Here is a 26,516-nt window from a genome sequence, read left to right as displayed (position 1 = left end):
AGCGGCGGTGCGCGGGATCGAAGGCGATGTCGTCACGCTACGACGCATCGCCTCCGGCGATCAGCGCTTGCTGATCGGCGTGAACTTCAGATTCTCCGGACCCGTGTAATTCGCGCTCGGGCGGATGATCTTGTTGTCGATGCGCTGCTCGATGATGTGCGCGCTCCAGCCGGCCGTGCGCGCGATCACGAAGATCGGCGTGAACATGGCGGTCGGCACGCCCATCATGTGATACGACACGGCGCTGAACCAGTCGAGGTTCGGGAACATCTTCTTGACTTCCCACATCGTCGATTCGAGGCGCTCGGCGATGTCGAACAGCTTCATGTTCGACTGCTCCTTCGAGAGCTTCTTCGCGATTTCCTTGATGACCTTGTTGCGCGGGTCCGAGATCGTGTACACCGGGTGGCCGAAGCCGATCACGACTTCCTTTTTCTCCACGCGCGCGCGGATATCGGCTTCTGCATCGTCGGCGTTTTCGTAGCGCGACTGGATCTCGAAAGCGACTTCATTCGCGCCGCCGTGCTTCGGACCGCGCAGCGCGCCGATCGCGCCCGTGATGGCCGAGTAGATGTCCGAGCCCGTGCCAGCGATCACGCGGCCCGTGAACGTCGAGGCATTGAACTCGTGCTCGGCGTACAGGTTGAGCGACACGTGCATCGCGTCGACCCACGACTTCGACGGCGCGCGGCCGTGCAGCAGGTGCAGGAAGTGGCCGCCGATCGAGTCGTCGTCGGTTTCCACTTCGATGCGCTTGCCGTTGTGCGAAAAGTGATACCAGTACAGCAGCATCGAGCCGAGCGAGGCCATCAGGCGGTCGGCAATATCGCGCGCGCCCGGCAGGTTGTGGTCGTCTTTCTCGGGCAGCACGGTGCCGAGAATCGAGACGCCGGTGCGCATCACGTCCATCGGGTGCGCCGAGGCGGGCACGGCTTCGAGGGCGGTCTTCACGTTGGCGGGCAGGCCGCGCAGCGCCTTGAGCTTCGCCTTGTAGCCGGCCAGTTCGGCCGTGTTCGGCAGCTTGCCGTGCACGAGCAGGTACGCGACTTCTTCGAACTCGCACGCGGTGGCGAGGTCGAGAATGTCGTAGCCGCGGTAGTGCAGGTCATTGCCGGTGCGGCCCACGGTGCACAGTGCCGTGTTGCCCGCCGCCACGCCCGACAGCGCAACGGACTTCTTCGGCTTGAAACCGCCTGCGGCTTGCGTGGTGTTTTCTGCTTCGCTCATGGTGTCTTCCTCTCTCCAGGTATCTGTGAACTATATGGTGGGCGGATTTACTTCTTCGCGGCGAAGAGCGCGTCGAGCTTGTCTTCGTACGCGTGATAGCCGAGGTAGCGGTAGAGGTCTTCGCGCGACTGCATCGTCGAGACGGCGGCTTTTTGCGTGCCGTCGCGCTTGACGGTCTCGTAGAAGTTCAGCGCGGCAGCGTTCATCGCACGATACGCGCCGCAGCAGTAGAGCGCGATATCGACATTCGCGCTCTTCAGTTCTTCGGTCGTGAAGAACGGCGTCGAGCCGAATTCCGTGAGGTTGGCGAGAATCGGCACGTTCACGGCGGCACGGAAACGGCGGTAGTCGTCGAGCGTCTTCATCGCTTCGGGGAAGATCATGTCCGCGCCCGCTTCCACGTAGGCCACGGCGCGCTCGATCGCGGCGTCGATGCCTTCCACGGCTGCCGCGTCGGTGCGGGCCATGATGACGAAGCCGTCGTCGGTGCGAGCGTCCACGGCGGCCTTGACGCGGTCCACCATTTCGCCGGTCGCCACGACTTCCTTGTTCGGGCGATGGCCGCAGCGCTTCTGGCCCACCTGGTCTTCCAGGTGCACGGCCGCCACGCCCGCCTTGATGAACGACTTGATCGTGCGCGCGATGTTGAAGGCGCCGCCCCAGCCGGTGTCGATGTCGACCATCAGCGGAATGTCGACGGCGTCGGTGATGCGGCGGGCGTCGATCAGCACGTCGTCCATGGTGCTGATGCCGAGGTCCGGCACGCCGAGCGAGTTGGCGGCCACGCCGCCGCCCGAAAGATAAACGGCCTTGAAGCCGGTCGCCTGCGCGAGCTTGGCCGCATACGCGGTGATGGCGCCGACGACCTGCAGCGGTTGTTCGGCGGCCACGGCTGCGCGGAATTTCGCGCCGGCGCTGGCGGGGGATTTGTTGTTCATGCGGGATGTCTCCAATTGAATCGCCGCCTCATACTGCAGATAGCGTGCCAGCTCCGCGCAAGGAGGCTAACGCGTTGATTTTGCGCCGGAATCGCGCGTGCCGGCAACGCGCCCCGATTTCCATAGTGAAATCGCAATTTCAAAAATGAAATCGACGCGCGATAATGCGAAATCTGGCTGACGGCCGGCTTTCGGCTGCGCCGGCCCTCGACGTCACGACCGTATCGTTGGACATCATGAACCGCTTTCCCGCTCCCGCTTCCTCCGCCATTCGCCCGCGTGTGTGGGCCATGGGCATCAGCCGCTTGCGCGACCTGTTTCGCGACATCGCCCGCGAATACGACGAGCTCGCGGACCTGCGCGTGGTGCCGCGCGGCTTCGAGGAAGCGGTGGCCGAAATCGCCGCGGCGGGGCCGAACCAGCGGCCCGATGTGGTGGTGGCGGCGGGCTCGAACGGCACCTACCTGAAGGCGCGCATCGACCTGCCCGTGGTGCTCGTGCAGCCCACCGGCTTCGACGTGATGCAGGCGCTCGCTCGCGCGCGGCGCGAGGCCGAACTCGTCGCGCTCGTGACCTACGGGGAGTCGCCCGTGGAAGTGCAGCGCTTCGCGAGCGCGTATGGCATCAACGTGGTTTTCGGCCATTACCGCACCGTGCAGGACGCCGAAGCCTGCGTGCTCGACCTGCGCGACCGCGGCGTGGGCGCGGTCGTGGGGCCGGGCCTCGTCAACGATCTCGCGGCCCGGCTCGGGCTCGTGCCGTTTTTCGTCTACTCGCGCCCGTCGGTGCGCGCGGCTTTCGACAACGCGCTGGATCTCGTGCAAGCCACCTGGCGCGAAACGCAGCGCCGCCAGCGGCTCGACAGCGTGCTGCAACATCTGCGCGACGGCGTGGTCGCGCTCGACGCGCGCGGCCGCGTGGAGGCGATCAACCAGCGCCTCGCGGCCGTGCTCGGCATCGATCCGGCGGCGGCCGCGGGCCAGTCGCTCGCAGCGCTCGCGCCCGACATCGCCTTCGCGCTGCCCGAGGCCGATGGCGAATCGCTCGAAACCGTGCGCGGCGTGAGTTACGTCGTGCACCGCGGGCCGCTCGTCGACAACGGCGTGACGACGGGCGCCGTGCTCACCTTCCAGGAGTCGCGCGCGGTGGAGCGGCTCGACCGCACGCTGCGCTCGCGTCAGCGCACGCAGCAGTTCGTCGCGCGCTACCGGCTGGACGACCTGAGCGGCGCGACGCCCAGCATCGAGCGCGTGCGCCAGCTCGCGCGGCGCTATGCGAAGTCGGACGCCACGGTGCTGATCCGCGGAGAAAGCGGCACCGGCAAGGAGATGATCGCGCAGGGCATTCATCGCGAGAGCCCGCGGCGGGACTTTCCGTTCGTCGCCATGAATTGCGGCGCGTTTCCCGAGGCGCTGCTGGAGAGCGAGCTGTTCGGCTACGAGGAGGGCGCGTTCACGGGCGCGCGGCGCGGCGGCAAGGTGGGGCTCATCGAGGCGGCGCACCGCGGCACGCTGTTTCTCGATGAAATCGGCGAGATGCCGTTGCCGTTGCAGAGCCGCCTGCTGCGCGTACTGCAGGAGCGCGAGGTGGTGCGCCTCGGCGCCACGGAGCCCACGCGCGTGGACGTGCGCGTCGTCGCCGCGACGCACCGCGCGCTCACCGAGCAGATCGAAGCGGGCGAGTTTCGCGCGGATCTCTTCTACCGCCTGAACATTCTCAATCTCGCCATTCCGCCGTTGCGCGAGCGCGGCGCCGATATCGCGCTGCTGGCGGCGGAACTGCTGTTCCAGGCCTCGCGCCGCGAGCCGCGCGTGGCCGTGCGCATCCGCACGCCCGAAGACGCGGCGCGCACGCTCGCGCTGGTGAGCGGCGCGCTCGCGCGGCACGCATGGCCCGGCAACGTGCGCGAGCTGCAGAACGTGGTCGAGCGGATGGTGGTGGAGCTGGCCGATACGGAAGAGGAGGTGCTGACGCCCGATGTGCTGCGCTCGATCGCGCCGGAGGTGTTCGAGTCGCGCGGTGCGGCGAGTGGCGCTGCAACGACGGCAGGCGAGGGCGCGCTCACCTTGCGCGAGCGCAGCCTCCACACCGAAGCCGATGAAATCCGCGCCGCGCTCGACGCGTGCAACGGCGATCGCGACCGCGCGTGCGAGATGCTCGGCATCAGCAAGACGACACTGTGGCGGCGCCTTTCCGCCGCGAAGGGCAAGCGCGGCGGTGCGGCCGCGGAGGCAACGGCGGCCACGGCTTCCCGCAAGGCGCCGCGCGCCTGAAACGTGCTCAGTTCTTCAGGGCGTTGAGCAGCGGCGCCACGGTGCCGTGCAAGTGCAGGATTTCGGGGCTCGCCTGCAACAACGCCTGATAGCGCTCGTAGAACTCCGCCGATTCCTCGCCGGAAAAGAGCGCCGCCACGCCTTGCGCCGCGCCGATGCGATCGTCGGGGCTCGCGTCCTTGGCGTCGAGCGTTTCGTCGACGTTGGCGATCACCGTCGAGAGCGGCATGAGCCAGCGAAAGCCCGAGCCGTTGATGAGCACCTGCAGGAAGGCCGCCGGCGTGACCGGTCCGAACTCGCGTTCGTAGTCCTTGCGCTCGTGGTCGAGAATCGCCTTGTGCAGCGTGAGCAGGGGCTTGCGCACGGTGGTGAGGAATTCAATCGCGCTTTGTTCGTTCATCGTGCGGCTCCTTCGGTAGCGCGAACCGTTCGCGCGGATATGCGGACGATGGTAGCGCAATGGCCGGCCGCACGTGGCCAAGCGGTAGATGAGCAGTGGACGAGCGCGGCAGCGCTACACTCTGCCGGTCCGCGAAACCGCGATGCTTGCGCCGATCACCCCGAGAACGCTTCGATGACGATGACGATCCTGCCACTGCACCGCAACGACCTGCCGCTCGACACCGCCGAGCTGGCGCGCTTCATGGTCGGCAAATACGTCGTGCGCGACCTGGCGCGCGGGCGCATGGCCGGGCGGCTCGTCGAAGTCGAAGCGTATCCCGTGGGCGACTCCACGAGCTACGCCTACATCGGACGCCGGCCCTATAACGCCGCGATGTTCCTCGAGCGCGGTCATGCCCACGTGCGGCTGACCTACGGCAGCGCCTGGATGTTCAACATGTCGAGCGAAGCCGTGGACGTGGGCGCGGGCATCCTGTTTCGCGCGCTGGAGCCGCTCGAAGGCATCGGCGCGATGGAGGCGCTGCGCCCCGGCGTCCCGCTGCGCGATCTCGCGCGCGGGCCGGGGCGGCTCTCGCAGGCGTTCGGCATCGCGGCGGCCTTCGACGGCGTGGACCTGTGCCGCGGGCACGGACTCTGGATCGGCCGCGTGGACGAACCCGAGCGGCCCGTGGGCGTGACGACGCGCATCGGGCTCTCGCGCGAGAAGGACCGGCCGCTGCGCTTCTACGAACTGGGCAGCCGGTTCGTGAGCGGCCCTCGCAAGCTGCTGGACGGCAGCGTCGCCCCGCTGTGACCGGCTCGAGCGCCCCGTGGGAAGGCGCGGGAAGCGCCGTGCCGCAAGGCGCTCGGGCGATATCGCATGCGCGCGGCATTGTTGCCGCGAATGAAAGTGTATTTTCTCAAAATAAGGGTTTCCCCTGGGCTCCTGTCTCAATACACTGAAATCACTGGTTCGGCGATGCAGGCAGACACCGCCGCCGGCATAAAACAAGTGATGGAGGTAATGAACATGAAGTCCCGTACCCTGATTCAAGCCGCAATCGTCGCTGCCCTCGTGGCTGCTCCGGCCCTTTCGTTTGCCCAGGTGCAAGGCAACGGTCCGGTCACACGCGCCGAAGTGAAGTCCGAATTGATCCAGCTCGAGAAGGCCGGCTACAACCCGGCTACCGCCAACGACGCGACGTACCCGAGCGACATCCAGGCCGCCGAAGCCCGCGTGAGCCAGCAGGAAGGGCTGGCGCAACAAGCGCCGGCAGCCGAAACGAGCGGCTATGGCCCGTCGACCTCGGGTTCGGCGCAGTCGGGCCAGCCGGCCACCGTGCGCCCGTCGCAGTCGGTGTACTTCGGCAACTGAGCGGCTACCGGCGTGGGCGACCGGCCCGGGCAACTGAGCGGATAACCGGGCAGGGCGCGCCGTCATGGGGCGCCGAAGTCCGGGGAAAGCGAACGGTGCAAACGGCCGTCGCTCAGACACCGGCGCAGGCGACATCGACCGGCCACAGTCTGGCCGCTCCCGCGCCAGCCGGTGCCGGGGCGCTTCGAGCAGGCCCAGACGCCCTCGCAAGTTGACCCGGCCGCGCCCCCACCCAGCCTGGCTCCCAACCGATACCGGCGAAGGCGGACACCGTTCCGCCTTTGTCGCATGCCGCCCGCGCAAGCCATCGCGCGATTTTTCATGCGTGGAACCTCCGCCGCCGAAAGGTGGCTTCGCCCAACCCCGTCGGGATTGGGCGCTTTTTCACGTCTGGCGGTCTGGAGGGAGGGGCGGGCGCGTTACGTCAGGCGCCAGGCCCGCCGGTGATGTAATGCTCGAGCTGCTCGATCGTGAACTTCTGCTCGGCGATGATTTCCTTCACCAGGTCGCCGATCGACACCATCCCCACGAGCTTGCCGTCGTCCATGACGGGCAAGTGGCGCATGCGCCGCTCGGTCATGAGCGCCATGCAGTCGTAGGTGGTCTGCTCCGGCTGGACGAAGCGCACGTGCGTGCTCATGATGTCGCGCACGGCGGTCGTTTTCGAAGATCGGTCCATCAGCACGATCTTGCGCGCGTAGTCACGCTCTGTGACGATGCCGGCGATCGACGGACCGTCGGTCACGAGCAGCGCGCCGATCTGCTTATCGGCCATCAGGCGGATTGCGTTATAGACGGAATCGGAGGCTTCGATCGTGTACACCACCTGTTCCGGCTTCGATTTGAGTACCTGTGCAACGCTTGTCATAGGGCGACCCTCTTCGTCCTTCTGGTTGTCCAGTCATTGCGCGGTGCGGCAAGCCGGGTGGATTGCCCGTCAAGCCATTGGAAAGCCTTTTCAGTATAGGCGGCTGGCGTGCCGCGCGTCGTCGGGGTATGCGCGGGGTCGCACCATTTATGCCGAGGGCATGCGGCGCAGACCGTGCTCCCCCTACGGGGCTGCGCGGCGGGGCGGAGCAAATGGCGGTAAACTCCGGTTCCGAACCTCAACCCGGCCCCTTGCCGGTTTTGCCCGTTTTTTGCTCGAGAATCATGCCTACGCTTCCTGAGTCGTCCTGTGCGGACGGCGACAACGCCAACGAATGCGTCGTGCTTGACGCGACTGCCACGCTGCCGACCCGCTACGGCACGTTCGAGTCTTATGTCTACCGGGTGAAGGACGGCGGCGCCGAGCATCTCGCGCTCGTCATGGGCGACGTGGGCAGCGGCGAGCCCACGCTGACGCGGCTCCACTCCGAGTGCCTGACCGGCGACGTGTTCGGTTCCTACCGCTGCGACTGCGGCGAGCAACTCGACCTCGCGCTGCGCTACATCGCCGCCGAAGGCCGTGGCGTGCTGCTCTATTTGCGTGGCCACGAAGGCCGGGGCATTGGCCTGTCGAACAAGATCCGCGCGTACCAGCTGCAGCAGCAGGGCCGCGACACCGTCGAGGCGAACCTTGACCTCGGTCTGCCCGACGACGCGCGCGAATACGATTCGGCGGCGGCGATCCTGCGCCTGCTGAAAGTGTCGTCGGTGAAGCTCATGAGCAACAATCCAAAGAAGTTCGACACGCTCAGGCAGCACGGCCTCCCGGTGATCGAACGCGTGGCGCTCGCGATCCCGATGCGCGAGGAAAACGAGCGTTATATCCGCACCAAGCAGGTCAAGTTCGGGCATTACTTCGAAGAAAACGAATAGCCTCGAACCGTCGTCACGACGGGCCGGGAACGGCAATTGCGCAGCGGCAAAACAAACTAGCTGGAACAGGGAGAAACGATGTCCAAGCGCTTCAACACGCGCCTGCGCGCGCTCGTACCTGCGCTCGCCAGCGCGTGCCTCGCAACCAGTCTCGTGCTCGCGTCGTCCGACGCCAGCGCGCAATCCGCGGCCTACACGAGCGAACCGGTGGATCTGTACGCAGGGCCTTCAGGCGACTATCCCGTCGTTGCCGAACTGGGACCCGGCCAGCCCGTCACCGTGATGGGCTGCGTGGGCGACTATTCGTGGTGTGACGTCACGGTGCCGGGACTGCGCGGCTGGGTCTACGGTGGGTATCTCAGTTATCCGTATCAGGGCAACTACGTGCCGCTCACCGACTATGGCGCGGAGATCGGCGTGCCGATCGTGGCGTTCTCGCTCGGTGCCTACTGGGGCAGCTTCTATCGCGACCGGCCGTGGTATGGCGAACAGCATCGATGGGATCATGTACCGCCGCCTGAACGCGGCCGCCCGCCGGCCGCGCCGGCGTGGCACGGCGCGCCGGGCCGTCCGCCCGCGATTGCGCCAGGCGGCGAGCGCCCGCCCGCGCCCAATGAGCCGATGCGCGGCGCACCGCCGCCCGGAGCGCAACGCCCGCCTGGCAACGTGGAGCAGCCCGGCACCATGCGTCCCCACGAGGCGGGGCATCCGCCCGAGCAGCAGCAGTTCGGCGGCCGGCCGCCGGCCGGCGCGCCCGCGCAGGGCTATGCGCGTCCGCCGGAGCCCCAGCCGCAGGGCGGCATGCGTGCGCCCGGGCCCGCACCTCAACAGCCGCAGGGTGGCATGCGTGCGCCCGCGCCCGCACCTCAACAGGCGCAGGGCGGCATGCGTGCGCCCGGGCCTGCACCTCAACAGCCGCAGGGCGGCATGCGCCCGCCCGCGCCCGCGCCCCAACAGCCGCAGGGGCGGCCGGCTGCGCCGCCTCAGGGTGGTCAGGGCGGCCACGGTCCCAGCCAGGGTGGCGAACGGGGCAACGAGCGGCAAACCGAGCACTAACGCATAGCGCGTTGCTTCGCTGCAGCGGCGGGATCTCGATGGCGGGAATCCCGCCGCTGCTGTTTTCCGGCTGAGAATTAGGATTGCGAATCAATCAAGGGGCGTGACGGTCATGCTCGGCGTTACGCGGGCTCACTGGAGCCATCGCCCGCGCCATGCCATCCGCCCGGCGTTTCACCGCTTTTCGTCGGTTCTGACAGATTTAACAATCCCTGACAGTAAATTCATGGCGCCCAGGTGAGAATACGTCGTCGCGGCAAGTGCAAGCACGGCCGCGCTCCGCCAGCGCCACGCGAGCTTCGCGCATGCGCCGCTGGCAACGGATTTCTGCTACGGGGGCTGGCTCGCTCGGGACCTGGCGACGCAGTCAGCAAGAGGAAGTCAGAGCGAACCCGAGTTCGCCGGATAACGCTGGGAAAACCAGTGCTTTGAGGTGGACGTGGCGATGGCGGCACGTGCCTCGTCGTGCAGGGAGGCGGCTGCGGCCCGCTGACAGCGTCGGGCGGTGACGCTGGCAGCGGGGCTCGCGCCGCGTACGACGATGACTGCGCTGGCGGTCCGACTCCGGGGGCGGAATCCGGAGACCACGCAGTGCGCAGCACGCGGCCGTCGCCACATTTTTTCCGCACTCCAGAACGCATTCTTTTTGCCGCTTCGCGCATGGCGAGCGGCTCGACGTTGTTGCGTCCTCGAAAAAACGCCTGGCCGCTTCACTTCCGTTGCTCTGCCTGCTTGTCTTCACGGGGGCTACATGTTTTTCCGATCCGGCCGTATGCGTTTTCCACCGGGCACGCGCGTGGACAGCCCCGACGGTGGCCGCGAGTTCGACCGCATCGAACTCGACCTCGCGCGCGACCGCCATGCGCGCGCCGCAATGGAGGCCTACGCGGACTCCTGCGCGGCCGAACTCCCGTGGCTCAGCGAAGCGCTGCACCTTTCGCGTTTCGGCGCGGCCGAGCGCCTGACACAGTGTTCGTCCACAGTGTTGCGCGTGTTCGTCATGGCGCAGTCGCGCGCGGCCTTGCAGCCCGACTATGCGCATGCGGCATGGGAGCACGTGCGCTCCCATCTGACCGCGCTGCTCGCGGAATCGCCTTCAGCCGCGGGCGAGGCGGCCAGGCCCGGTTCGAACGAAGGCAAATTCGACTACCATGAGTGATTAACATGAGAGCGATCTGTTCACCGAAGTCGAGCGCGGCCTCGCGCTCCCATTTTTTTCGAGACGCGGCGAGAGTAGCGGCCTTTGCTGCACGGCGGGTTGCGCGTGCCGCCAGGGCCAGGGCGGGTGGCCGACGATCCGGTGCCGAAGCGCGCGCCAGAGCCCGCCAGGCGATGGTCCCGGTGGCAGCGCGGTGCGGCAGGGAGGCAGTCCATCGCAGGACGATGAAGAACAAACCTGGTTGCGGGGTGCTATGAGAGTTGCAGTACTGGATGACGATGCAGCGCAGACCGAGTTCGTCTGCCAGGCCTTGAGCGCGGCGGGCCACGTCTGCCACGCGTTCGCCAAGGGCAGCGAGCTCGTCAGGCAGCTTCGGCGGCAGACGTTCGATCTGCTCGTGCTCGACTGGAACGTGCCCGACATGGCGGGCGACGAAGTGCTGCACTGGGTGCGGCAGAGCCTCTCCACGCGCCTGCCGGTGCTCTTCATGACGAGCCGCAGCCGCGAGGCCGACATCGCGCAAATGCTCAACGCCGGCGCCGACGACTATGTCGTCAAGCCCGTCTCGGCGCCGGTGCTGAGCGCCCGCGTCAATTCGCTGCTGCGCCGCGCCTATCAGCTGCACACGCCTGCGTTCAAGGAAACCTTCGGCGAGTACGAGTTCGACCTGAAGTCGCGCCAGGCTTCGGTGAGCGGCCGCAACGTCGCGCTCACGCAGAAGGAGTTCGATCTCGCGCTGCTGCTGTTTCAGCACCTGAGCCGGCCGCTGTCGCGCGCGCACATTCTCGACGTGATCTGGAAACAGTCCGACGACATTCCTTCGCGCACGATGGACACGCACGTTTCCATGCTGCGCTCGAAGCTCGGCCTGCGTCCCGAAAACGGCTATCGCCTCACGCCGATCTACGGCTACGGCTACCGGCTCGAGCGGATCGAGGGGGACAACGCGTGAGGGGCGTGCGTGCGGTGCGCGCCACCGCGGCGCCGTTCCTTGCCTTCGCGCTTGCGTTCATTGCCCTTCCCCGCGGCGCCGAGGCCCGCGAGCACGCGCCGGCGCAGCCGCCCGAGATGACCACCTACGTCACGCGCCCCGGCGACTCGCTCTACGACATCGCCACGCGTTACCTGCGCAATCCCGCCGACTGGAAGACGCTCGCGAGCCTCAATCATGTGAGCGAGCCGCGCCACCTCCGGCCGGGTACGACGCTGCGCGTGCCGGTCGCGCTGCTGCGCCAGGATGGCCTGAGCGCGAAGGTGGTTGCCGCGAACGGTCCCGTGCAGCATGCGTTCCGCAGCGGTCCGCTCCTGCCGCTCACGGTCGGCGCGAGCCTCGTCGAAGGCGACCGGGTGCAGACCGGCCACAACGGCTTCGCCACCCTCGAACTGGCCGACGGCTCGCATATCGCGCTGCCGCCCGATACCTCGCTCGACCTTGCCACGCTGCGTCAAACGGCGCTCACGGGCGCGACCGACCGCATCGTCGATCTCCATCATGGCGAGGTGAACAGCGAGGTCACGCACGCCACGAAGAAGGACGATCGCTTCCAGATCCGCTCGCCTTCCGTGGTGGCCGGCGTGCGCGGCACGCAGTTTCGCGTGAGCTACAACGGCGACAAGCGCGCGACGGCGGTCGAGGTGCTGGACGGCGCGGTGGGCGTGGACGCCGACTCGCCGACCCGCCGCCGCAGCGGCGCACACGCACGGCCGCCGGCACCGGGCATGCCGCTCACGGCCTCGGAGCAACTCGTCGCCGCGCACCACGGCAACCTCACGCTGGCGGGCCAGCCGGCGGGCGCGCCCGTCACGCTGCTCGACGCGCCCGAGCTGCTGCATCCGTCCAAAGTGCAGGATGACGAAGCAGTCGCCTTCGAAATCGCGCCGTCGGCGGGTGCGAGCGCCTGGCGCGTGCAGATCGGCCGCGACGCGGGGCTGCTCGACATGATTCGCGACCAGCGCAGCGCCGAGCCGCGCGCGTCGTTTGCCAACCTCGAAGACGGCACCTACTTCGTGCGCATCTCCGCCATCGACGCCCGCGGCCTCGAAGGCATGCCGGCGTCGTATGCGTTCGAGCGCCGGCGCGTCGCGCTCGGCACGAGCGCCGGCCCGATCGAAGGCTCGCGCGACTTCGCGTTCCGCTGGTTCATCGACCGCAACGCGCCGAACACGCGCTTTCGCTTCGTGCTCGCCACGACGTCCGATCTGCGCGCGCCGCTCATCGACCGTACCGACATCACGGCGGGCGACGCGGTCGTGCGCGACCTGCCGAAGGGCGTCTACTACTGGACGGTGATCGCCGAGCAGTTCGACAACGGCCACTATTACCAGAAGGCCAGCCCGGTCCAGTCGTTCAGGCTCGATTGGTGACGGAGCCGCGCATGAGCGTGAGGCCGCCCGCGCGCCTTGGCCGCTCCGTCGGGCGACGCTTCCTGTTCGAATGGGCCGGGGTGGGCTGCGCGGGCGTGGTCGTGGTCGTGCTCTGCGTGCTCGGGCGGCTCACGAGCGGCGCCGACCATCTGGTCTATGACCGTCTGCTCTCCGCGCGCGCGCTGCCGGTGTCGCCCGACATCGTGCTCGTGGAGATCGACAATGCGAGCGTCGCCGCGCTCGGACGCTGGCCCTGGCCGCGCGAGCTGCACGCGCGGCTCGTCGATCAGCTCGCGAAAGCGGGCGCGGCGGCCGTCGTCTACGACGTGCTGTTCACCGAATCGTCTCCCGACGACGCGCACTTTGCGCAGGCGCTGCGCGCGCGCCCGTCGTTCCTGCCGATCCTGCTCACGCCCGCCGACGACACCGGCCACCGCGAGGCCGTGCCCCCGGTCGCGCCGCTCGCGCAGGCGGTCGCCGGCATGGGCCATATCAACCTCGAAGTCGATAGCGACGGCATCGTGCGCAGCGTCGCGCTCTTCGAAGGCGACGCGCAGCAGCGCTGGCCGCAGCTGATGGTGCCGGTCTGGCGGGCGGTGCGCAGCGGCGCCGTGAAGCTCGCGCACGGTACGCCCGGCGCCGCGCAGCGCGATGAGGTGCTGCATGCGGCGGCACCCGGCAGCGAGTCGCGCTTCCTGATTCCGTTCGGCGCGAATTCGCAGGCCTTCCGCAAGGTCTCGTTCGCCGACGTGCTCGATGGCCGCGTGCCGCCCGAGCAGTTGCGCGGGCGCGTGGCGATCGTCGGCGTCACGGCCTCGGGGCTCTACGACCGCTTCGCCACGCCGCTCTCGGGTACGCTCGGGCCGCTGCCCGGCGTGTACATCCACGCCATCGTGCTCGACACGCTGCTCAACGGCGGCGCCATCCAGCCCGTGCCGCCGGTCATGGTCGTGCTTGCCTCGCTCGCGCCGCTCGTGCTGCTGCTGGCGGGCTTCCTCGTGCTCTCGCCGCTGCGCACGCTGCTGCTGCTCGCGTTCCTGATCGCCGTGTCGCTCGGCGCCAGCGCGGGCATGCTGCACGCGCGCCTCTGGCTTCCGCCCGTGCCGGCGATCGTCGCGCTGCTCATCGTCTATCCGGTGTGGAGCTGGCGCCGCCTCGAGATGACGATGGCGTATCTGCGCAAGGAACTGCGCCAGCTTGCCGACGAACCCTACCTGCTGCCCGAGGCCCCCACGCCGCGCCGTGAATTCGCCGGCGACGCGCTCGCCCAGCAAATGGCGCTCATGGCGCAGGCCGCGCAGCGGCTGCAGGACATGCGCCGCTTCGTGTGGGACAGCCTCGATTCCGTGCCGGAGCCGATTCTCGTGGCCGATCTGCGCGGTGTCGTGCTGATCGCGAATCATGCTTCGCGTGCGTATCTCGAGCGCCTGAACGTGAGCGCCGCGGAAGGGCGCCGGATGCAGGACGTGTTCGGCGACCTCGCGCTCGTCAAGCCGATCGACCCGGCGCCCGACGCGATGGCGTTTGCGCACGCGCACTGGCCCGCGCCGCTCGACCCGGCGCGCGACGAGTTCGCGGAATTGATGGAGCGTGGCGTGGAAGTGCGCGCGCGCGACGGCAGCGACTACCTGCTGCGCTACGCGTGCTGCACCAACGCGCAGGGGCAGGCGGTGGGCTGGATCGCGGGTCTCGTCGACGTGACCGAGCTGCACGACGCCGAACGCCAGCGCGAGGACGCGCTGCGCCTGCTGTCGCACGACATGCGCTCGCCGCAGGCCTCGATCGTTGCGCTGGTCGAGACGGAGCGCGAACGCGGCACGCTCGGCTCGGAGCCCGTGCGCGGCGTGATGGAGCGCATCGAGCGCTACGCGCGCCGCTCGCTCGAGCTCGCCGACGACTTCGTGCAACTCGCGCGCGCCGAGTCGCAGGTGTATGCGCTCGAGCCCACGAGCCTCGCGGAGCTGGTGATCGATGCGAGCGATGAAGTGTGGCCGCAGGCGCACGCGAAGCGCATCCAGATCGACACCGTGTTCGAAGGCGAGCAGATGGGCTGGATCAACGCCGACCGCTCACTCATGACGCGCGCGCTCGTGAACGTGCTGAACAACGCAGTGAAGTACAGTCCTGCGGATACGCGCATCGTCTGCACCGTCGCGCTGGACGACCGCGCACCGCCGCGTGTGCTCTGCTCGATTCGCGATCAGGGCTACGGTATTTCGCAGGAAGATCAGGCGAGGCTGTTCCAGCCGTTCCAGCGCTTTCACGCGGAACAGCGGCCCGAGGTGAGCGGCGCGGGGCTCGGCATGGCGTTCGTGAAAACAGTCGTGACGCGCCACGGCGGCGACGTCCAGCTGGATAGCGAGCCAGGCAAGGGCACCGTTCTGACGATGTCGCTGCCCGCGTTCGACGCGCCGGTTTGAGCCGCGCCGGACCGTTGCGGCGGCACATGCATAACCCGAATGCCGCTGGCCCCATGCCAGCGGCCACCCGATGGAGTGTTTCGTGAAGACCTTGCTGTCGATCTGTCTCCTGCCGATGCTCGTCGCCCTCGCCGGATGCGCGGGCGTGACGACCGACGTCGCGGCCACGGGTGCGCTGCCCGCTGCGGCGGCGACCAGCCAGCCCGAGCTCTACCGTTTTGCGCCAACCCCCGCCCAGGCCGATGCGGGCGAGATCCTGCCGTACCAGGCGTTGCTGAGCGACGGTCTCGCGCAGCGCGGCTTCAAGGCAGGCGCGCCCGAGGCGGCGCGCTATCTCGTCTCGGTGGCGTGGGACACGCATCCCGCCGAGGTGAAAGTCGTGGATAGCCGTTGCGGCGCCGGCTGCGCGCCGGCCGAGGGGCCGTCGTTGCCGTGGTTCGGGCGGCCCTACGTGCATACGCTGACGCTGCGTTTCTTCGCGTTGCCCGAAGGCGGCGAGGTCTACAAGGTGAGCGCCGTGAAGCGCGACCGCAACGCCGACGCACGCGAGGCCGTGCCGTATCTCGTGGCGGGCGCACTGGCGCGGCTGCCGTACGCGGGCGCGCCGCAATGGCGCGTCAAGCTGAAGGCTCCGGCCAGCGCCGGCACGGCGGAGCAGGCGCCGGGCATGCCGGAAGTGCTCTCCGTCTCACCCGTCAATCCGCAGTAGTTCAGGGCAACTTTTCCCAGGCCGCGCCGAACGCGAAGGCGCTATGCTGGCTCCAGAATCTGGCGCAACGGTTGCGCGCAGACATCACGGGAGTCGCTCATGTTCGATCACATCGGATTGCGCGTGCAGGATCTCGCACGAAGCGTGCGTTTTTACGAGGCGCTGCTCGCGCCGTCAGGCGTCGTGGTGTGCATGCGCGACGACACCTACGCGGGGCTCGGCCAGCCCGGCGAGCCCAAACTCTGGCTGCACGCCATATCCGCCGACACCGCGCTGGCGCCGCGCGGCGTGCACGTGGCATTCGCGGCGGCGAACCGCGCGGCGGTCGTTGGTTTCTATGAAGCGGGCCTGCGCGCAGGCGCGAAAGACAATGGCGAGCCCGGCGTGCGTGCCGATTACAGCCCCGACTATTACGCAGCATTCCTGATCGATCCCGACGGCAACAACGTCGAGGCCGTCTGCTACGCGCGCGAGGCGTGAGCGGGCGTCAGGCGCCGGGCGTTGCGTCCGGCGCCGCTTCGGCCACGCTGGCCGGCTCGTCATGCGGCCAGCGGTTTTCGAACACGCATTCGCCAAGCGGCTTGCGTTCGGCCCATTTCTCCATTTCTAGCATCGGCTGCGGGTAGAACGCGTCGACCTGACCCACGCACAGTATCGCCACCGGCTTGGCGCCGGGGGGCATGGCGAGCAGGGCGCGTACCTCGTCGACGTCGAAGATCGACACCCAGCCCATGCCGAGGCCTTCGGCGCGCGCCGCGAGCCACATGTTCTGGATCGCGCACGCCACGGAAGCGAGGTCCATCTCGGGCAGCGTGCGGCGGCCGAAGACGTGGGCTTCGCGGCGATCCATCAGCGCGACCACGAGCACCTCGGCGCAATCGCGCATGCCCTCCACCTTGAGCTTCATGAACTCGTCGCGCCGTTTGCCCAGCGCATCGGCGGTCGCGATGCGTTCGCGCTCGACCGTCGCATGCAGCTGTTCGCGCAACGCATGGTCCGTGATGCGCATGATGCGCCACGGCTGCATGAAGCCCACGCTCGGCGCGTGATGCGCGGCGTCGAGCAGACGCGCGAGCGTCGCGGGGTCGATCGGGCCCGGTGCGAAGTGCCGCATGTCGCGGCGCTCGTAGATCGCGCGGTAGACCGCCGCGCGTTCGGCTTCGTCAAAGGGCTGTGCCATGGAAGAGTGCGGCCGCGAAAGCCGGGTTGGAGGGCCAGTAAACGTGCATATAGGTGGCCGCGATCGAGCCGTGCCGATACAGCGCCTCGCCGGGCGCGCCAGTTTGAGCGTGGCGTGCCGTGAGCGCGGGTGCGAGCGGTGTGGAAACACGCGAATAGTGAAACGTATGGCCGCGTAGCTCGCCATGCGCGCCGTCGAGCTGCTGCATGCCGAGCGCCGCGAAGCGCTTTTGCATGACCGCCTCGCCCGGAAGCAGGCCGAGCATCGGCGTGCGCGTGCCTTCCACGTCGGTCAACGCATCGAGCAGATAGAGCATGCCGCCGCATTCGGCGACGAGCGGTTTGCCTGCGGATACATGCGCGCGCAACGAATTCGCGCTCCGCGTGTTGTGCGCGAGCGTCGAAGCATGTAGCTCGGGATAGCCGCCCGGCAGAAAGACCGCATCGGCGCCGGCGGGCGCGGGCTCGTTCGCGAGCGGCGAGAAGTAACTCACGCTCGCACCCAGCGATTCGAGCAACGCCATGTTCGCCGGATAGAGAAACGAGAACGCGGCGTCGCGCGCAATGGCGATATGACGGCCTTCGAGCCGCCGCGTCATCGCTTCGTCGTGCGAAGGATCGGCGAACGCCACTGCCGACGGCAATTCGGCGAGCGCGGTTTGCGCGAGCGCGTCGGCGGCGCGTTCGATGCGCGCGTCGAGGTCGTCGATCTCCGCGGCCTGATGCAGGCCGAGATGACGATCGGGCAGCGCCATCGTCGCTTCGCTCGCGATGTGCCCGAGCCAGCGCACGTCGGCGGGCAATGCTTCCTGCAGCATCTGCGCGTGGCGCGGCGAGCCCACTCGGTTCGCCAGCACGCCATGAAACGGCACCTCCGGCCGAAAGCGCGCGAGACCGAACGCGATCGCGCCGAAGGTCTGCGCCATCGACTTCGCGCTGACGATGGCGGCCACCGGCACGCCAAACTCAGTCGCGAGATCGGCGCTGCTCGGCGTGCCGTCGAACAGGCCCATGACGCCTTCGATGAGGATCAGGTCGGCTTCGCGCGCGGCCTGTGCGAGCAGGGCGCGGCACGCTTCTTTACCCACCATCCACAGGTCGAGCGAGAGCACGGGCGCGCCGCTCGCGCGTGCGAGGATCATCGGGTCGAGAAAATCCGGCCCGGTCTTGAAGACGCGCACGCGCCGGCCCGCGCGCCGGTGCAGCCGTGCGAGGCCGGCCGTGAACGTGGTCTTGCCCTGGCCCGAAGCGGGCGCGCTGATGAAGAGCGCGGGGCAGGCAACCGTTGCGCTCATGCGCTCAAAACTCCACGCCCTTTTGCGCTTTCACGCCTTGCTCGCGATACGGATGCTTCACGAGGCGCATTTCCGTGACGAGGTCGGCCGCTTCGATCAGGGCGTCGGGCGCATGGCGACCCGTCACGACCACGTGCACGTGCGGCGCGCGCGAGGCGATCACACCGAGCACTTCGTCGAGCGGCAGGTACTCGTATTTGAGCACCGTGTTGAGTTCGTCGAGGATCACCATGGCGTACTCGCCGCTCTCGATCATGCGCTTCGCTTCGTCCCAGCCCTTGCGCGCGGTGGCGATGTCTCCGTCGCGATTCTGCGTGTTCCAGGTGTAGCCGTCGCCCATCGTCACGAACTCGCAGTGCGCAACACTGCCGAGGAAATCGCGTTCGGCCGTGTGCAGTGCGCCCTTGATGAACTGCACGACGCCTAGCTTCATGCCGTGGCCGAGCATGCGCACGGCCATGCCGAACGCGGCCGTGCTCTTGCCCTTGCCGTTGCCGGTGTTGACGATCAACAGGCCCTTTTCGTGCGTCGCGGCGGCCTGCTTCTTCTCGTGGCCTTCGCGGCGGCGTTGCGTCATGCGTTGGTGCGATTCGGGATCGGTTTTCATCATCGGGAGTGGGTTGGTGGCGGCGTTTTCGCGTCCGCGTTTTCGTGATCTTGCAGAATGCCTGCGATTGCGACCGTCACGCCGTCGAGCGCCAGCTTGCCGCGCACGAGCGGAGCGCCGCCCGCCGCGAGACGCGCGCAGGGCTCGCACACGCCGTCCACACCGAACTGCGCCTGCGCGGCGGCGGAGGGCGGCGCCAGTGTCGGCGTCGCGGCGAGCTGCTCCCGCGTGTACGTCTGCAGCGGCAGCGCGTGTGCCGCGCAAAACGCTTGCAAGGCGGGTTCGCCGGCTTTGGCGTCGAGCGTCGCCACGGCCGTTACGCCGTCGAGCGGCCACGCGCCGAGCGCGGCGCGCACTGCGGCTTCGACCTGCGCGAGCGTCACGCCGCGCCGGCAGCCGATGCCGAGCGCAAGCGGCGGCACGCGCTGCGCGGGCTCCGGCGTGGCTTCGAATGAGGCTGCGCGCGAGGCGCGATGTTCGGCAGGATTCACGGCGAGAGCGTCGATCGAAGGCGTGACCGCAGAGGCAAAACGAGCAAAAGCGTCGCGTTCCAGCAGGCGCCGGATGCGCGCTACGATAGCACACGCTTTTGCGGCTTCCCACGCCTTCCTTGACGCGCAGGCCCCCCGCGCCTACACTCGCACGCACTCTGGTGCTCGCGCGCGCGATTCATAATGCACGCGCAGTTAAACGGGAATCAGGGAGCCATCCCGCCTCGGGCATGGCCAACCTGAACTGCACCCGCAACGGTACAACGAGCGCGGCGTTCGCACGAATGCCGCAAACCGCTTCCATGCTTTACGCAGTCCACGCCACTGTGCAAGCCGGCCGCAAGGCCGCTCGCGCGGGAAGGCGAAGCGGTGTTTCGTCAGTCCGGATACCGGCCAGATACGTGGGATTCGCGCTGCGGGGATGCGGTGCCGGGTCCGTGATTTTCATGCGTCAGCCGGGCGAGGCCCGGGTGCGTTTCTGGTCGTTCGTCCCCTGCAGGTTGTTGCATCGTTGCGCGTGACAGCGTCTCCATGGATACGCGCGTGTGCGCAACACGGCACCCGCACGAACGGCAGGCGCGACGCACCATGCCCCTCGATACGGCCTGGCGCCGAAGGAGCACTTCATGCAAATGCGCAAGATTCCGGTCACGATCGTGACGGGCTTTCTCGGCAGCGGTAAAACCACGCTGCTGCGTCACATTCTTCAGCACGCGGGCGGCCTGCGCGTCGCGGTCATCGTCAACGAATTCGGCGAACTCGGCATCGACGGCGAAATCCTGCGTGGCTGCGGCATCGGCTGCGACGAAGACGGCAACGAAACCGAAGGCCAGCTCTACGAACTCGCAAACGGCTGCCTTTGCTGCACCGTGCAGGAAGAGTTCTTTCCCGTGATGGAGAAACTGCTCGAACGCCGCGGCGATGTCGATCACGTGCTGATCGAAACCTCGGGTCTCGCGCTGCCCAAGCCGCTCGTGCAGGCGTTCAACTGGCCGTCGATCCGCAACGCGTTCACCGTCGATGCGGTCGTGACCATGGTGGACGGCCCCGCCGCCGCGAGCGGCCAGTTCGCCGAAAATCCGCAGGCCGTGGACGCGCAGCGCCGCGCCGACCCGAACCTCGATCACGAGTCGCCGCTGCATGAGCTGTTCGAAGACCAGCTTTCGGCGGCCGACCTCGTCATTCTCAACAAGACCGATCTGCTGGACGTTGCGGACCAGGACGCGCTCATCGCCGAACTGCGCGAAGAACTGCCGCCGCAGGTGAAGATCGTGCGCGCGCAGCACGGCAAGCTCGATCTGCATACGCTGCTCGGGCTCGAGGCGGCCTCCGAGGAGAGCATTCATCTGCGGCACGACCATCACGGTTCCGCCGACGATCCCGATCATCACCATGACGAGTTCGATTCGGTCGTGGTGTCAGGCGCTGCCGCTTCGCGCGAAAGCGTGATCGAGGCGCTGCAACAACTCGTCGATGCGCACACGATCTATCGCGTGAAGGGCTTTGCCGCGTTGCCGGGCGCGCCCATGCGCCTCGTGATTCAAGGCGTGGGCCGTCGCTTCGACAGCTATTTCGACCGCCGCTGGAACGCGCAGGAAAGCGCGGCACAGCCGCTCGCGAGCCGTTTCGTGCTGATCGGCGAAGACCTCGATGGCGCGACGCTGCAAGCGGCCTTCGATACCGCATTGGCGAACCTGCAGACCGCGGCCGCGAAGTGATCGCGCCGAGCTAGACGAGGCTGTTCCATGCATTTGCTGCGCACCACGCCGGGCGGTTTCGTCGACGACACGCAAGGCGTTATCCGGATCGACCAGCAGCCCGCCGAGATCGTCGTGCTCAGTTCGGCGGACACCACGCTCGCGCTGCTGGCGAGCGTGGTGCCGCGTCTGCCCGCCGGTTTTCCGGGCGTGCGGCTCGCGAACGTCACGTATCTGCGCCAGCCCGCGTCGGTGGACTTCTACGTCGAAGACGTCTTGCAGCACGCGCGCGTGGTGGTGGTCGATCATCTGGGCGGCGAAACGTACTGGCCTTATGGGATCGAGCAGGTCGTCTCGCTCGCCGGGCGTCGCGGACAACTGCTCGCGATGTTTTCGGGCGACTTGCAGGAAGACCCCAATCTCATCGCCAAGAGCCGCGCCGAGCCCGAGTTTTGCCGCTTGCTGTGGCGTTATCTGCGCGAAGGCGGCGCGGCCAACGCCGAATCGTTCCTGCGTGCGCTCGCGTGGCGCGCGTTCGACTGGGGCAGCGAGCCCGCGCCGCCCGTCGCGCTGCCGGCCGCCGCACTCTATTGCCCGCAGCGCGATGTCGCGACCATCGACGAATGGCGCGCGCGCTGGCAACCCGGCGCGCCGGTCGTCGCGCTGCTGTTTTACAAGGCGCATCTGCAGGCGGCGAACACCGCCGCTTTCGATGCCTTGATCGCCGCGCTGCTCGCGCGCGGCCTGAACCCGCTGCCGCTTGCGATCACGTCGCTCAAGGACGCCTTGAGCCGCGACGTGCTCGACCAACTGGCGGCCGAACACGACGTCTCGCTCGTGCTGAATACCACGGCATTCGCGGCTTCATCGCTCGATGACCCCGAACCGATCGCGCTCGCCGGCGACGCGCCTGTGCTCCAGGTGATCCTGAGCGGCGGCAATCGCGAAGACTGGGTGAAGGACAATCACGGCCTGAATTCTCGCGACATCGCCATGCATATCGCACTGCCCGAAGTGGACGGCCGCGTGATTACGCGTGCGATCAGCTTCAAGGGCCTTGCGTACCACTGCAAGGAGACGCAGGTCGATGTCGTGCGCTATCAGCCCGACGCCGAACGCGTGGCTTTCGTCGCCGAACTGGCGCGCCGGTGGTGCCGTCTGCGCAGCCTGCCGAATGCAGAGAAGAAGCTCGCGCTCGTGCTCGCGAACTATCCGATGAGCGAAGGGCGCATCGGCAACGGCGTGGGGCTCGACACGCCGGCCTCGGTGGTCGGCATCCTGCGCATGCTGCGCGACGAAGGCTATCGCGTGGCCGATCTGCCCGCAGACGGCGACGCGCTCATGCGCATCCTCACGCAGGGCGTGACGAACGATCCGGACACGCGCGCGCTGCGCCCCGCATGGCAAAGTCTTTCTCTCGACGACTACCGCGCGCGCTTCTCGCAGTTGCCCGTCGAGGCGCAAAACACGCTGATCGCGCGCTGGGGCGTGCCGGAGGATGACCCCACGGTGCGCCGCGGCCGCTTCATGATTGCGGGCTGGCGCTGTGGCCAGGTGTTCGTGGGTATCCAGCCGTCGCGCTCGCGCGGCGACGACACCTACGCGAACTACCACGACGCCGAACTCGTGCCGCCGCACGCGTATCTCGCGTTTTACTTCTGGCTGCGCGAGACCTTCGGCATCGACGCCATCGCGCACGTGGGCAAGCACGGCAACCTGGAGTGGCTGCCCGGCAAGAGCGTGGCGCTCGCCGACACCTGCTGGCCCGACATGGCGCTCGGGCCGCTGCCGCATCTGTACCCGTTCATCGTCAACGATCCGGGCGAGGGCAGCCAGGCCAAGCGCCGCGCCCAGGCCGTGATCATCGACCACCTGATGCCACCGCTCACGCGTGCCGAGAACTACGGGCCGCTGCAAGACCTCGAACGTCAGGTCGATGAGTATTACGAAGCATTGATGGTGGACCCGCGCCGCGCCAAGCTGCTGCGCAAGACCATCCTCGCGACGATCATCGAGCATCGGCTGCACGAGGAATTGAGCGTTTCCGCGCCGCAGGATCAGGCGGGCGAAGACGAATTGCTCACGCGCGCCGACGCTTACCTCTGCGAGCTGAAGGAAGCGCAGATTCGCGACGGCCTGCATACGTTCGGCGAATCGCCGCAAGGCCAGCAGCGGCGCGACACGCTGCTCGCGCTCGGGCGCTACGCATGCGGCGACGGGCAGGGCGCAAACGCGGGCCTGATCGACGCGCTCGCGCGCGACCTGCGTATCGATCACCTCGTCGATCCGGCTACGGTCGATTGGGCTGCGCCGTGGCAGGGCCCGCGTCCGCCGCAACTCGCTGTCGTGAGCGATACGCCATGGCGTCATGCCGGCGACACGCGCGAACGCCTCGAAATGCTGGCGGCCACGCTGATCGAAGACATTTGCTCAGGCGAACGAAGCGATGCGGAGCCTGCATCGCTGCCGCACGCGGCCCGGGTGCTCGCGCGCCTGCGCGACGACGTGCTGCCGCGCCTCGACGCCTGCGGCCCCGAAGAGTTGCGCCAGCTGCGCCGTGGCTTCGAAGGCCGCTTCGTGCCGCCGGGCCCGAGCGGTTCGCCCTCGCGAGGCCGTCCCGACGTGCTGCCCACGGGCCGCAACTTCTATTCCGTCGATACGCGCGCCATTCCGACCCAGGCGGCGTGGGCGCTCGGCATGAAATCGGCGCATCAGCTCATCGAGCGGCATTTGCAGGAGCACGGCGACTACCCGCGCGCCGTGGGGCTTTCGGTCTGGGGCACGGCGACGATGCGCACCGGCGGCGACGACATCGCCCAGGCGTTCGCGCTGATCGGCGTACGGCCGAAGTGGGCTGCCGGCAGCCAGCGCGTGACCGACTTCGAAATCATGCCGGTCGAGGCGCTGGACCGGCCGCGCATCGACGTGACGCTGCGCGTATCGGGCTTCTTCCGCGACGCGTTTCCCAACGTCATGCATTTGTTCGACGCCGCCGTGCAGGCAGTGGCCGATCTCGACGAGCCGGAGCACCAGAACCCGCTGCGCGCACGCGTGCTGCGCGAGCGCGATGCGCTGGTCGCGAACGGCATGGCCGCCGACGAGGCGCGCCGCCGCGCGGGCTGGCGCGTGTTCAGCGCGCGCCCCGGCGCGTACGGCGCGGGCTTGCAGTCGATGATCGACCATCGCCAGTGGCAGACCGACGCCGATCTCGCGAACGCGTATCAGGCGTGGGGCGGCTACGCCTACGCGCAAAAGAGCGCGGGCGATGAGGCGAGCGAGGCGTTCCGCGCGCGTCTCGCGTCGCTCGACGTGGTCCTGCAGAACCAGGACAACCGCGAACACGACCTGCTCGACTCGAACGACTATTACCAGTTCCAGGGCGGCATGGCCGCGGCGGCGCGGCATTTTTCGCAGGCGCAGCCCGCGCTCTATCACGCGGACCACAGCAATCCCGCTGCGCCGCGGATTCGTCCGCTGCACGAAGAGATCGCGCGCGTGATCCGCTCGCGCGTGGTGAACCCGAAGTGGATCGACGGCGTGAAGCGTCACGGCTACAAGGGCGCGGCGGAAATGGCGGCGACCGTGGATTACCTGTTCGGCTATGACGCGACCACGCGCGTGGTGGGCGATCATCAGTACGCGCTCGTCGCGAACGCCTACGTGCACGACGACGACACGCGCGAATTCATGCAGCGCCACAATCCGCACGCAATGCATGCCGTGTGCGAGCGCCTGCTCGAAGCGATCCAGCGCGGTCTCTGGCAGGAGCCGGGCGAGCATCGCGCACAACTCGAACACCGTCTGCTCGAAGCCGGGCAGCATCTGGAAGGATCAGGACCATGAGCGCTGCGGCCACGCGTCCCGCGTTTCCCTTTACCGCGCTGGTCGGCCAGGCGCCGTTGCAGCGCGCACTGCTGCTCGCGGCCATCGACCCCGCGATCGGCGGCGTGCTGGTGAGCGGGCCGCGCGGCACCGCGAAATCCACGGCCGCGCGGGCGCTCGCGGCCCTCCTGCCGGAAGGCGCGTTCGTCACGCTGCCGCTCGGCGCGAGCGAGGACAAGCTGATCGGCACGCTCGACCTCGAAGCGGCGTTGCGCGAGAGCGCGGTGCGCTTCGCGCCAGGGCTGCTCGCGCGCGCGCACGGCGGTGTGCTCTACGTGGACGAAGTGAACCTGCTGCCCGATGCGCTCGTCGACGTGCTGCTCGACGCGGCGGCGAGCGGTGTGAACACCGTGGAGCGCGATGGCGTGTCGCACACGCACGACGCGCACTTCGTGCTGGTCGGCACGATGAATCCCGAAGAGGGCGAGTTGCGTCCGCAATTGCTCGATCGCTTCGGCTTGATGGTCGAACTCGGCACGCCTTATGACGTCGCTGAACGGCAACGCATCGTCAAGGCGCGCCTCGCGTTCGACGCCGATCCGCAGGCGTTCTGTGCGGCGCGCGAGACCGAAAAGCGCGCGCTCGCACAGCGTCTCGCGGCGGCCCGCGCTGCGCTCGGCAAGCTCGACTGGAGCGATGCCGTCCACGAGTGCGCGGCGCAGCGTTGCATCGAGGCCGCCGTCGACGGCTTGCGCGCCGACCTCGTGATGCTGCGTGCGGCGCGTGCGCTCGCGGCGTTCGAAGGGGCGCAAGCGGTGAGCCCGGAACACGTCGACGAGGTTGCCGATTGCGTGCTCGCGCATCGCCGGCACGCCATGCCGCGGCGTTCCGATGCGCCGTCTTCCCCCGAGCCGCAGCAGCCGCCCTCCGCTTCCAGGCGCGAAGACAAGCACACCGAAACAACGTCGGATGCCGATTGGGGCGAGATGCCGCCCGAGCCCGTCGCGGCGAAGGCCGTGAAGGGCGTGGTCCCGCTGCCCGCAAAAAAACGCTGACCCGTCGGGCACAGGCCGCCGCCTCGGCACAGGGCGGCGCTCGACGGCGAGAAGGCCCGGGGCGCGGTCCCGCGCAAGTCGCGAAGCGCGGCGAGCGCATCGCCTGGCCGCCCACGCTCGCGGCCAAGCGCGCCGGGTCGTTGCAGGCGCAACATTTCCGCTACGCCAGACGCAAGACCGGCTCCGGCGCGCTCCATTGCTTCGTGCTGGACTGCTCGGCCTCGATGCTCGCGCGCGGCCAGCTCGCGCTCGCCAAGGGATTGTTGGTCGCGCTGTTCGATCGCGCCCGCGCCGAGCGTGTGGAGGTGGCGCTGATTGCTTTCGGCGGCGCCGGCGCCGAGCTGAGGTTCGGGCCCGCGGTGCCGCGCTGGTGGAACGAGCGCTGGATCGAGCCGATCGGCGGGGGCGGCGGCACGCCGCTCGAAGTGGGCATCGGCCGCGCGGCGCAAGTGCTCGAAACCGCCGCGCGCCGCGATCCGGCGCGCGCGCGTCATCTCTGGCTGTTCAGCGACGGCCGCACGACGCAGTGGCCCGAGCGGCCGCGCCACGCCGACCACGTCACGGTGATCGATTGCGAACTTGGCGCGCTGCGCGTGGGGCGCTGCGAGGCGCTCGCGCGAGCCTGGGCCGGCGAGTGCCTGGACGCTCAGGCATTGCTCGCCTGAACG

The 26,516-nt window shown here is 68.3% G+C and carries 23 protein-coding genes and 1 riboswitch; of the genes, 15 read left to right on the top strand and 8 right to left on the bottom strand.

The window, feature by feature from the left end:
* Positions 1-60: 60 nt before the first annotated feature.
* Together prpC and prpB are read right to left on the bottom strand one after the other, a co-directional pair.
* Positions 61-1,227 (bottom strand): 2-methylcitrate synthase, encoded by a 1,167-nt coding sequence (gene prpC / locus AB4Y42_RS21505; RefSeq protein ID WP_158759499.1) that lies wholly within the window; start codon positions 1,225-1,227, stop codon positions 61-63.
* Positions 1,228-1,274: 47 nt separating this feature from the next.
* Positions 1,275-2,165, bottom strand: coding sequence for a methylisocitrate lyase (gene prpB / locus AB4Y42_RS21500; RefSeq protein ID WP_324148638.1), 891 nt, complete (start codon positions 2,163-2,165; stop codon positions 1,275-1,277).
* 236 nt (positions 2,166-2,401) lie between these two features.
* On the opposite strand from prpB, the gene prpR reads away from it, so the two are divergent.
* Positions 2,402-4,438 (top strand): propionate catabolism operon regulatory protein PrpR, encoded by a 2,037-nt coding sequence (gene prpR / locus AB4Y42_RS21495; protein ID WP_368695325.1) that lies wholly within the window; start codon positions 2,402-2,404, stop codon positions 4,436-4,438.
* Between the two features lie 7 nt (positions 4,439-4,445).
* Here prpR and AB4Y42_RS21490 read toward each other — a convergent pair whose 3' ends face one another.
* Positions 4,446-4,838, bottom strand: a complete 393-nt coding sequence (locus AB4Y42_RS21490) for a hypothetical protein (RefSeq protein ID WP_342922541.1) — start codon at positions 4,836-4,838, stop codon at positions 4,446-4,448.
* A 174-nt stretch (positions 4,839-5,012) separates the two neighbouring features.
* Between AB4Y42_RS21490 and AB4Y42_RS21485 the strand changes: the two genes are divergently transcribed.
* Together AB4Y42_RS21485 and AB4Y42_RS21480 are read left to right on the top strand one after the other, a co-directional pair.
* Positions 5,013-5,633, top strand: a complete 621-nt coding sequence (locus AB4Y42_RS21485) for a DNA-3-methyladenine glycosylase (RefSeq protein ID WP_368689652.1) — start codon at positions 5,013-5,015, stop codon at positions 5,631-5,633.
* A gap of 216 nt (positions 5,634-5,849) precedes the next feature.
* The gene (locus tag AB4Y42_RS21480) at positions 5,850-6,194 is read left to right on the top strand and encodes a DUF4148 domain-containing protein (protein WP_368689653.1); all 345 of its coding nucleotides are present in this window, start codon (positions 5,850-5,852) and stop codon (positions 6,192-6,194) included.
* A gap of 424 nt (positions 6,195-6,618) precedes the next feature.
* Here AB4Y42_RS21480 and AB4Y42_RS21475 read toward each other — a convergent pair whose 3' ends face one another.
* Positions 6,619-7,062: a CBS domain-containing protein gene (locus tag AB4Y42_RS21475; RefSeq protein WP_368689654.1), complete on the bottom strand. Its 444-nt coding sequence runs from the start codon at positions 7,060-7,062 to the stop codon at positions 6,619-6,621.
* A gap of 284 nt (positions 7,063-7,346) precedes the next feature.
* Between AB4Y42_RS21475 and ribA the strand changes: the two genes are divergently transcribed.
* The 8 genes from ribA (at position 7,347) to AB4Y42_RS21435 (ending at position 16,182) form a co-directional block, all read left to right on the top strand.
* Complete coding sequence (ribA, locus tag AB4Y42_RS21470; protein WP_035513597.1) at positions 7,347-7,994, top strand: GTP cyclohydrolase II; 648 nt, start codon at positions 7,347-7,349, stop codon at positions 7,992-7,994.
* 78 nt (positions 7,995-8,072) lie between these two features.
* Positions 8,073-9,050, top strand: a complete 978-nt coding sequence (locus tag AB4Y42_RS21465; RefSeq protein WP_368695268.1) for an SH3 domain-containing protein — start codon at positions 8,073-8,075, stop codon at positions 9,048-9,050.
* A gap of 772 nt (positions 9,051-9,822) precedes the next feature.
* Positions 9,823-10,209, top strand: a complete 387-nt coding sequence (locus AB4Y42_RS21460; RefSeq protein WP_368695267.1) for a hypothetical protein — start codon at positions 9,823-9,825, stop codon at positions 10,207-10,209.
* 253 nt (positions 10,210-10,462) lie between these two features.
* Positions 10,463-11,161 carry a response regulator transcription factor gene (locus AB4Y42_RS21455; RefSeq protein WP_342922547.1) on the top strand — a complete coding sequence of 233 codons (699 nt, stop codon included), beginning with the start codon at positions 10,463-10,465 and terminating at the stop codon, positions 11,159-11,161.
* Positions 11,158-12,573, top strand: coding sequence for a FecR domain-containing protein (locus AB4Y42_RS21450; protein WP_368689658.1), 1,416 nt, complete (start codon positions 11,158-11,160; stop codon positions 12,571-12,573). The genes AB4Y42_RS21455 and AB4Y42_RS21450 overlap by 4 nt, the downstream gene beginning before the upstream one ends.
* Before the next feature lie 11 nt (positions 12,574-12,584).
* The gene (locus tag AB4Y42_RS21445) at positions 12,585-14,993 is read left to right on the top strand and encodes a CHASE2 domain-containing protein (protein ID WP_368695266.1); all 2,409 of its coding nucleotides are present in this window, start codon (positions 12,585-12,587) and stop codon (positions 14,991-14,993) included.
* Between the two features lie 82 nt (positions 14,994-15,075).
* The gene (locus AB4Y42_RS21440; protein ID WP_368695265.1) at positions 15,076-15,702 is read left to right on the top strand and encodes a DUF4136 domain-containing protein; all 627 of its coding nucleotides are present in this window, start codon (positions 15,076-15,078) and stop codon (positions 15,700-15,702) included.
* 99 nt (positions 15,703-15,801) lie between these two features.
* A complete protein-coding gene (locus AB4Y42_RS21435) occupies positions 15,802-16,182 on the top strand; it encodes a VOC family protein (protein WP_368695264.1) in 381 nt (126 codons plus the stop codon).
* A 7-nt stretch (positions 16,183-16,189) separates the two neighbouring features.
* On the opposite strand, the gene bluB is transcribed toward AB4Y42_RS21435, so the two are convergent.
* Genes bluB through AB4Y42_RS21415 form a run of 4 tightly spaced genes read right to left on the bottom strand, consistent with a single transcriptional unit; the run spans position 16,190 to position 19,274 of the window.
* Entirely contained in the window at positions 16,190-16,882 is a 693-nt protein-coding gene (bluB, locus tag AB4Y42_RS21430) for a 5,6-dimethylbenzimidazole synthase (RefSeq protein ID WP_368689662.1), read from the bottom strand.
* Entirely contained in the window at positions 16,866-18,176 is a 1,311-nt protein-coding gene (locus AB4Y42_RS21425) for a cobyrinate a,c-diamide synthase (protein ID WP_368695263.1), read from the bottom strand. Before AB4Y42_RS21425 ends, bluB begins: the two co-directional genes overlap by 17 nt.
* 4 nt (positions 18,177-18,180) lie before the next feature.
* Positions 18,181-18,783, bottom strand: coding sequence for a cob(I)yrinic acid a,c-diamide adenosyltransferase (cobO, locus tag AB4Y42_RS21420; RefSeq protein WP_069266354.1), 603 nt, complete (start codon positions 18,781-18,783; stop codon positions 18,181-18,183).
* Positions 18,783-19,274 (bottom strand): cobalamin biosynthesis protein, encoded by a 492-nt coding sequence (locus tag AB4Y42_RS21415; protein WP_368695262.1) that lies wholly within the window; start codon positions 19,272-19,274, stop codon positions 18,783-18,785. The genes cobO and AB4Y42_RS21415 overlap by 1 nt, the downstream gene beginning before the upstream one ends.
* 142 nt (positions 19,275-19,416) lie before the next feature.
* A riboswitch (cobalamin riboswitch) is annotated at positions 19,417-19,687 on the top strand.
* Positions 19,688-19,900: 213 nt separating this feature from the next.
* Here AB4Y42_RS21415 and cobW point away from each other — a divergent pair.
* From cobW to AB4Y42_RS21395, 4 genes are read left to right on the top strand one after another with little or no spacing between them, the layout of a single operon-like run.
* Complete coding sequence (cobW, locus tag AB4Y42_RS21410) at positions 19,901-20,992, top strand: cobalamin biosynthesis protein CobW (RefSeq protein ID WP_368689665.1); 1,092 nt, start codon at positions 19,901-19,903, stop codon at positions 20,990-20,992.
* A 27-nt stretch (positions 20,993-21,019) separates the two neighbouring features.
* Entirely contained in the window at positions 21,020-24,814 is a 3,795-nt protein-coding gene (gene cobN / locus AB4Y42_RS21405) for a cobaltochelatase subunit CobN (RefSeq protein ID WP_368695261.1), read from the top strand.
* Positions 24,811-25,848, top strand: a complete 1,038-nt coding sequence (locus AB4Y42_RS21400; protein ID WP_368695260.1) for an ATP-binding protein — start codon at positions 24,811-24,813, stop codon at positions 25,846-25,848. The genes cobN and AB4Y42_RS21400 overlap by 4 nt, the downstream gene beginning before the upstream one ends.
* Positions 25,770-26,513, top strand: a complete 744-nt coding sequence (locus AB4Y42_RS21395; RefSeq protein ID WP_368695259.1) for a VWA domain-containing protein — start codon at positions 25,770-25,772, stop codon at positions 26,511-26,513. The genes AB4Y42_RS21400 and AB4Y42_RS21395 overlap by 79 nt, the downstream gene beginning before the upstream one ends.
* Positions 26,514-26,516: the final 3 nt, after the last annotated feature.

Source organism: Paraburkholderia sp. EG286B, from assembly GCF_040965655.1.
In the GTDB taxonomy this organism is placed as follows: domain Bacteria; phylum Pseudomonadota; class Gammaproteobacteria; order Burkholderiales; family Burkholderiaceae; genus Paraburkholderia.
This window is presented reverse-complemented; position numbering and strand designations above follow the sequence as displayed.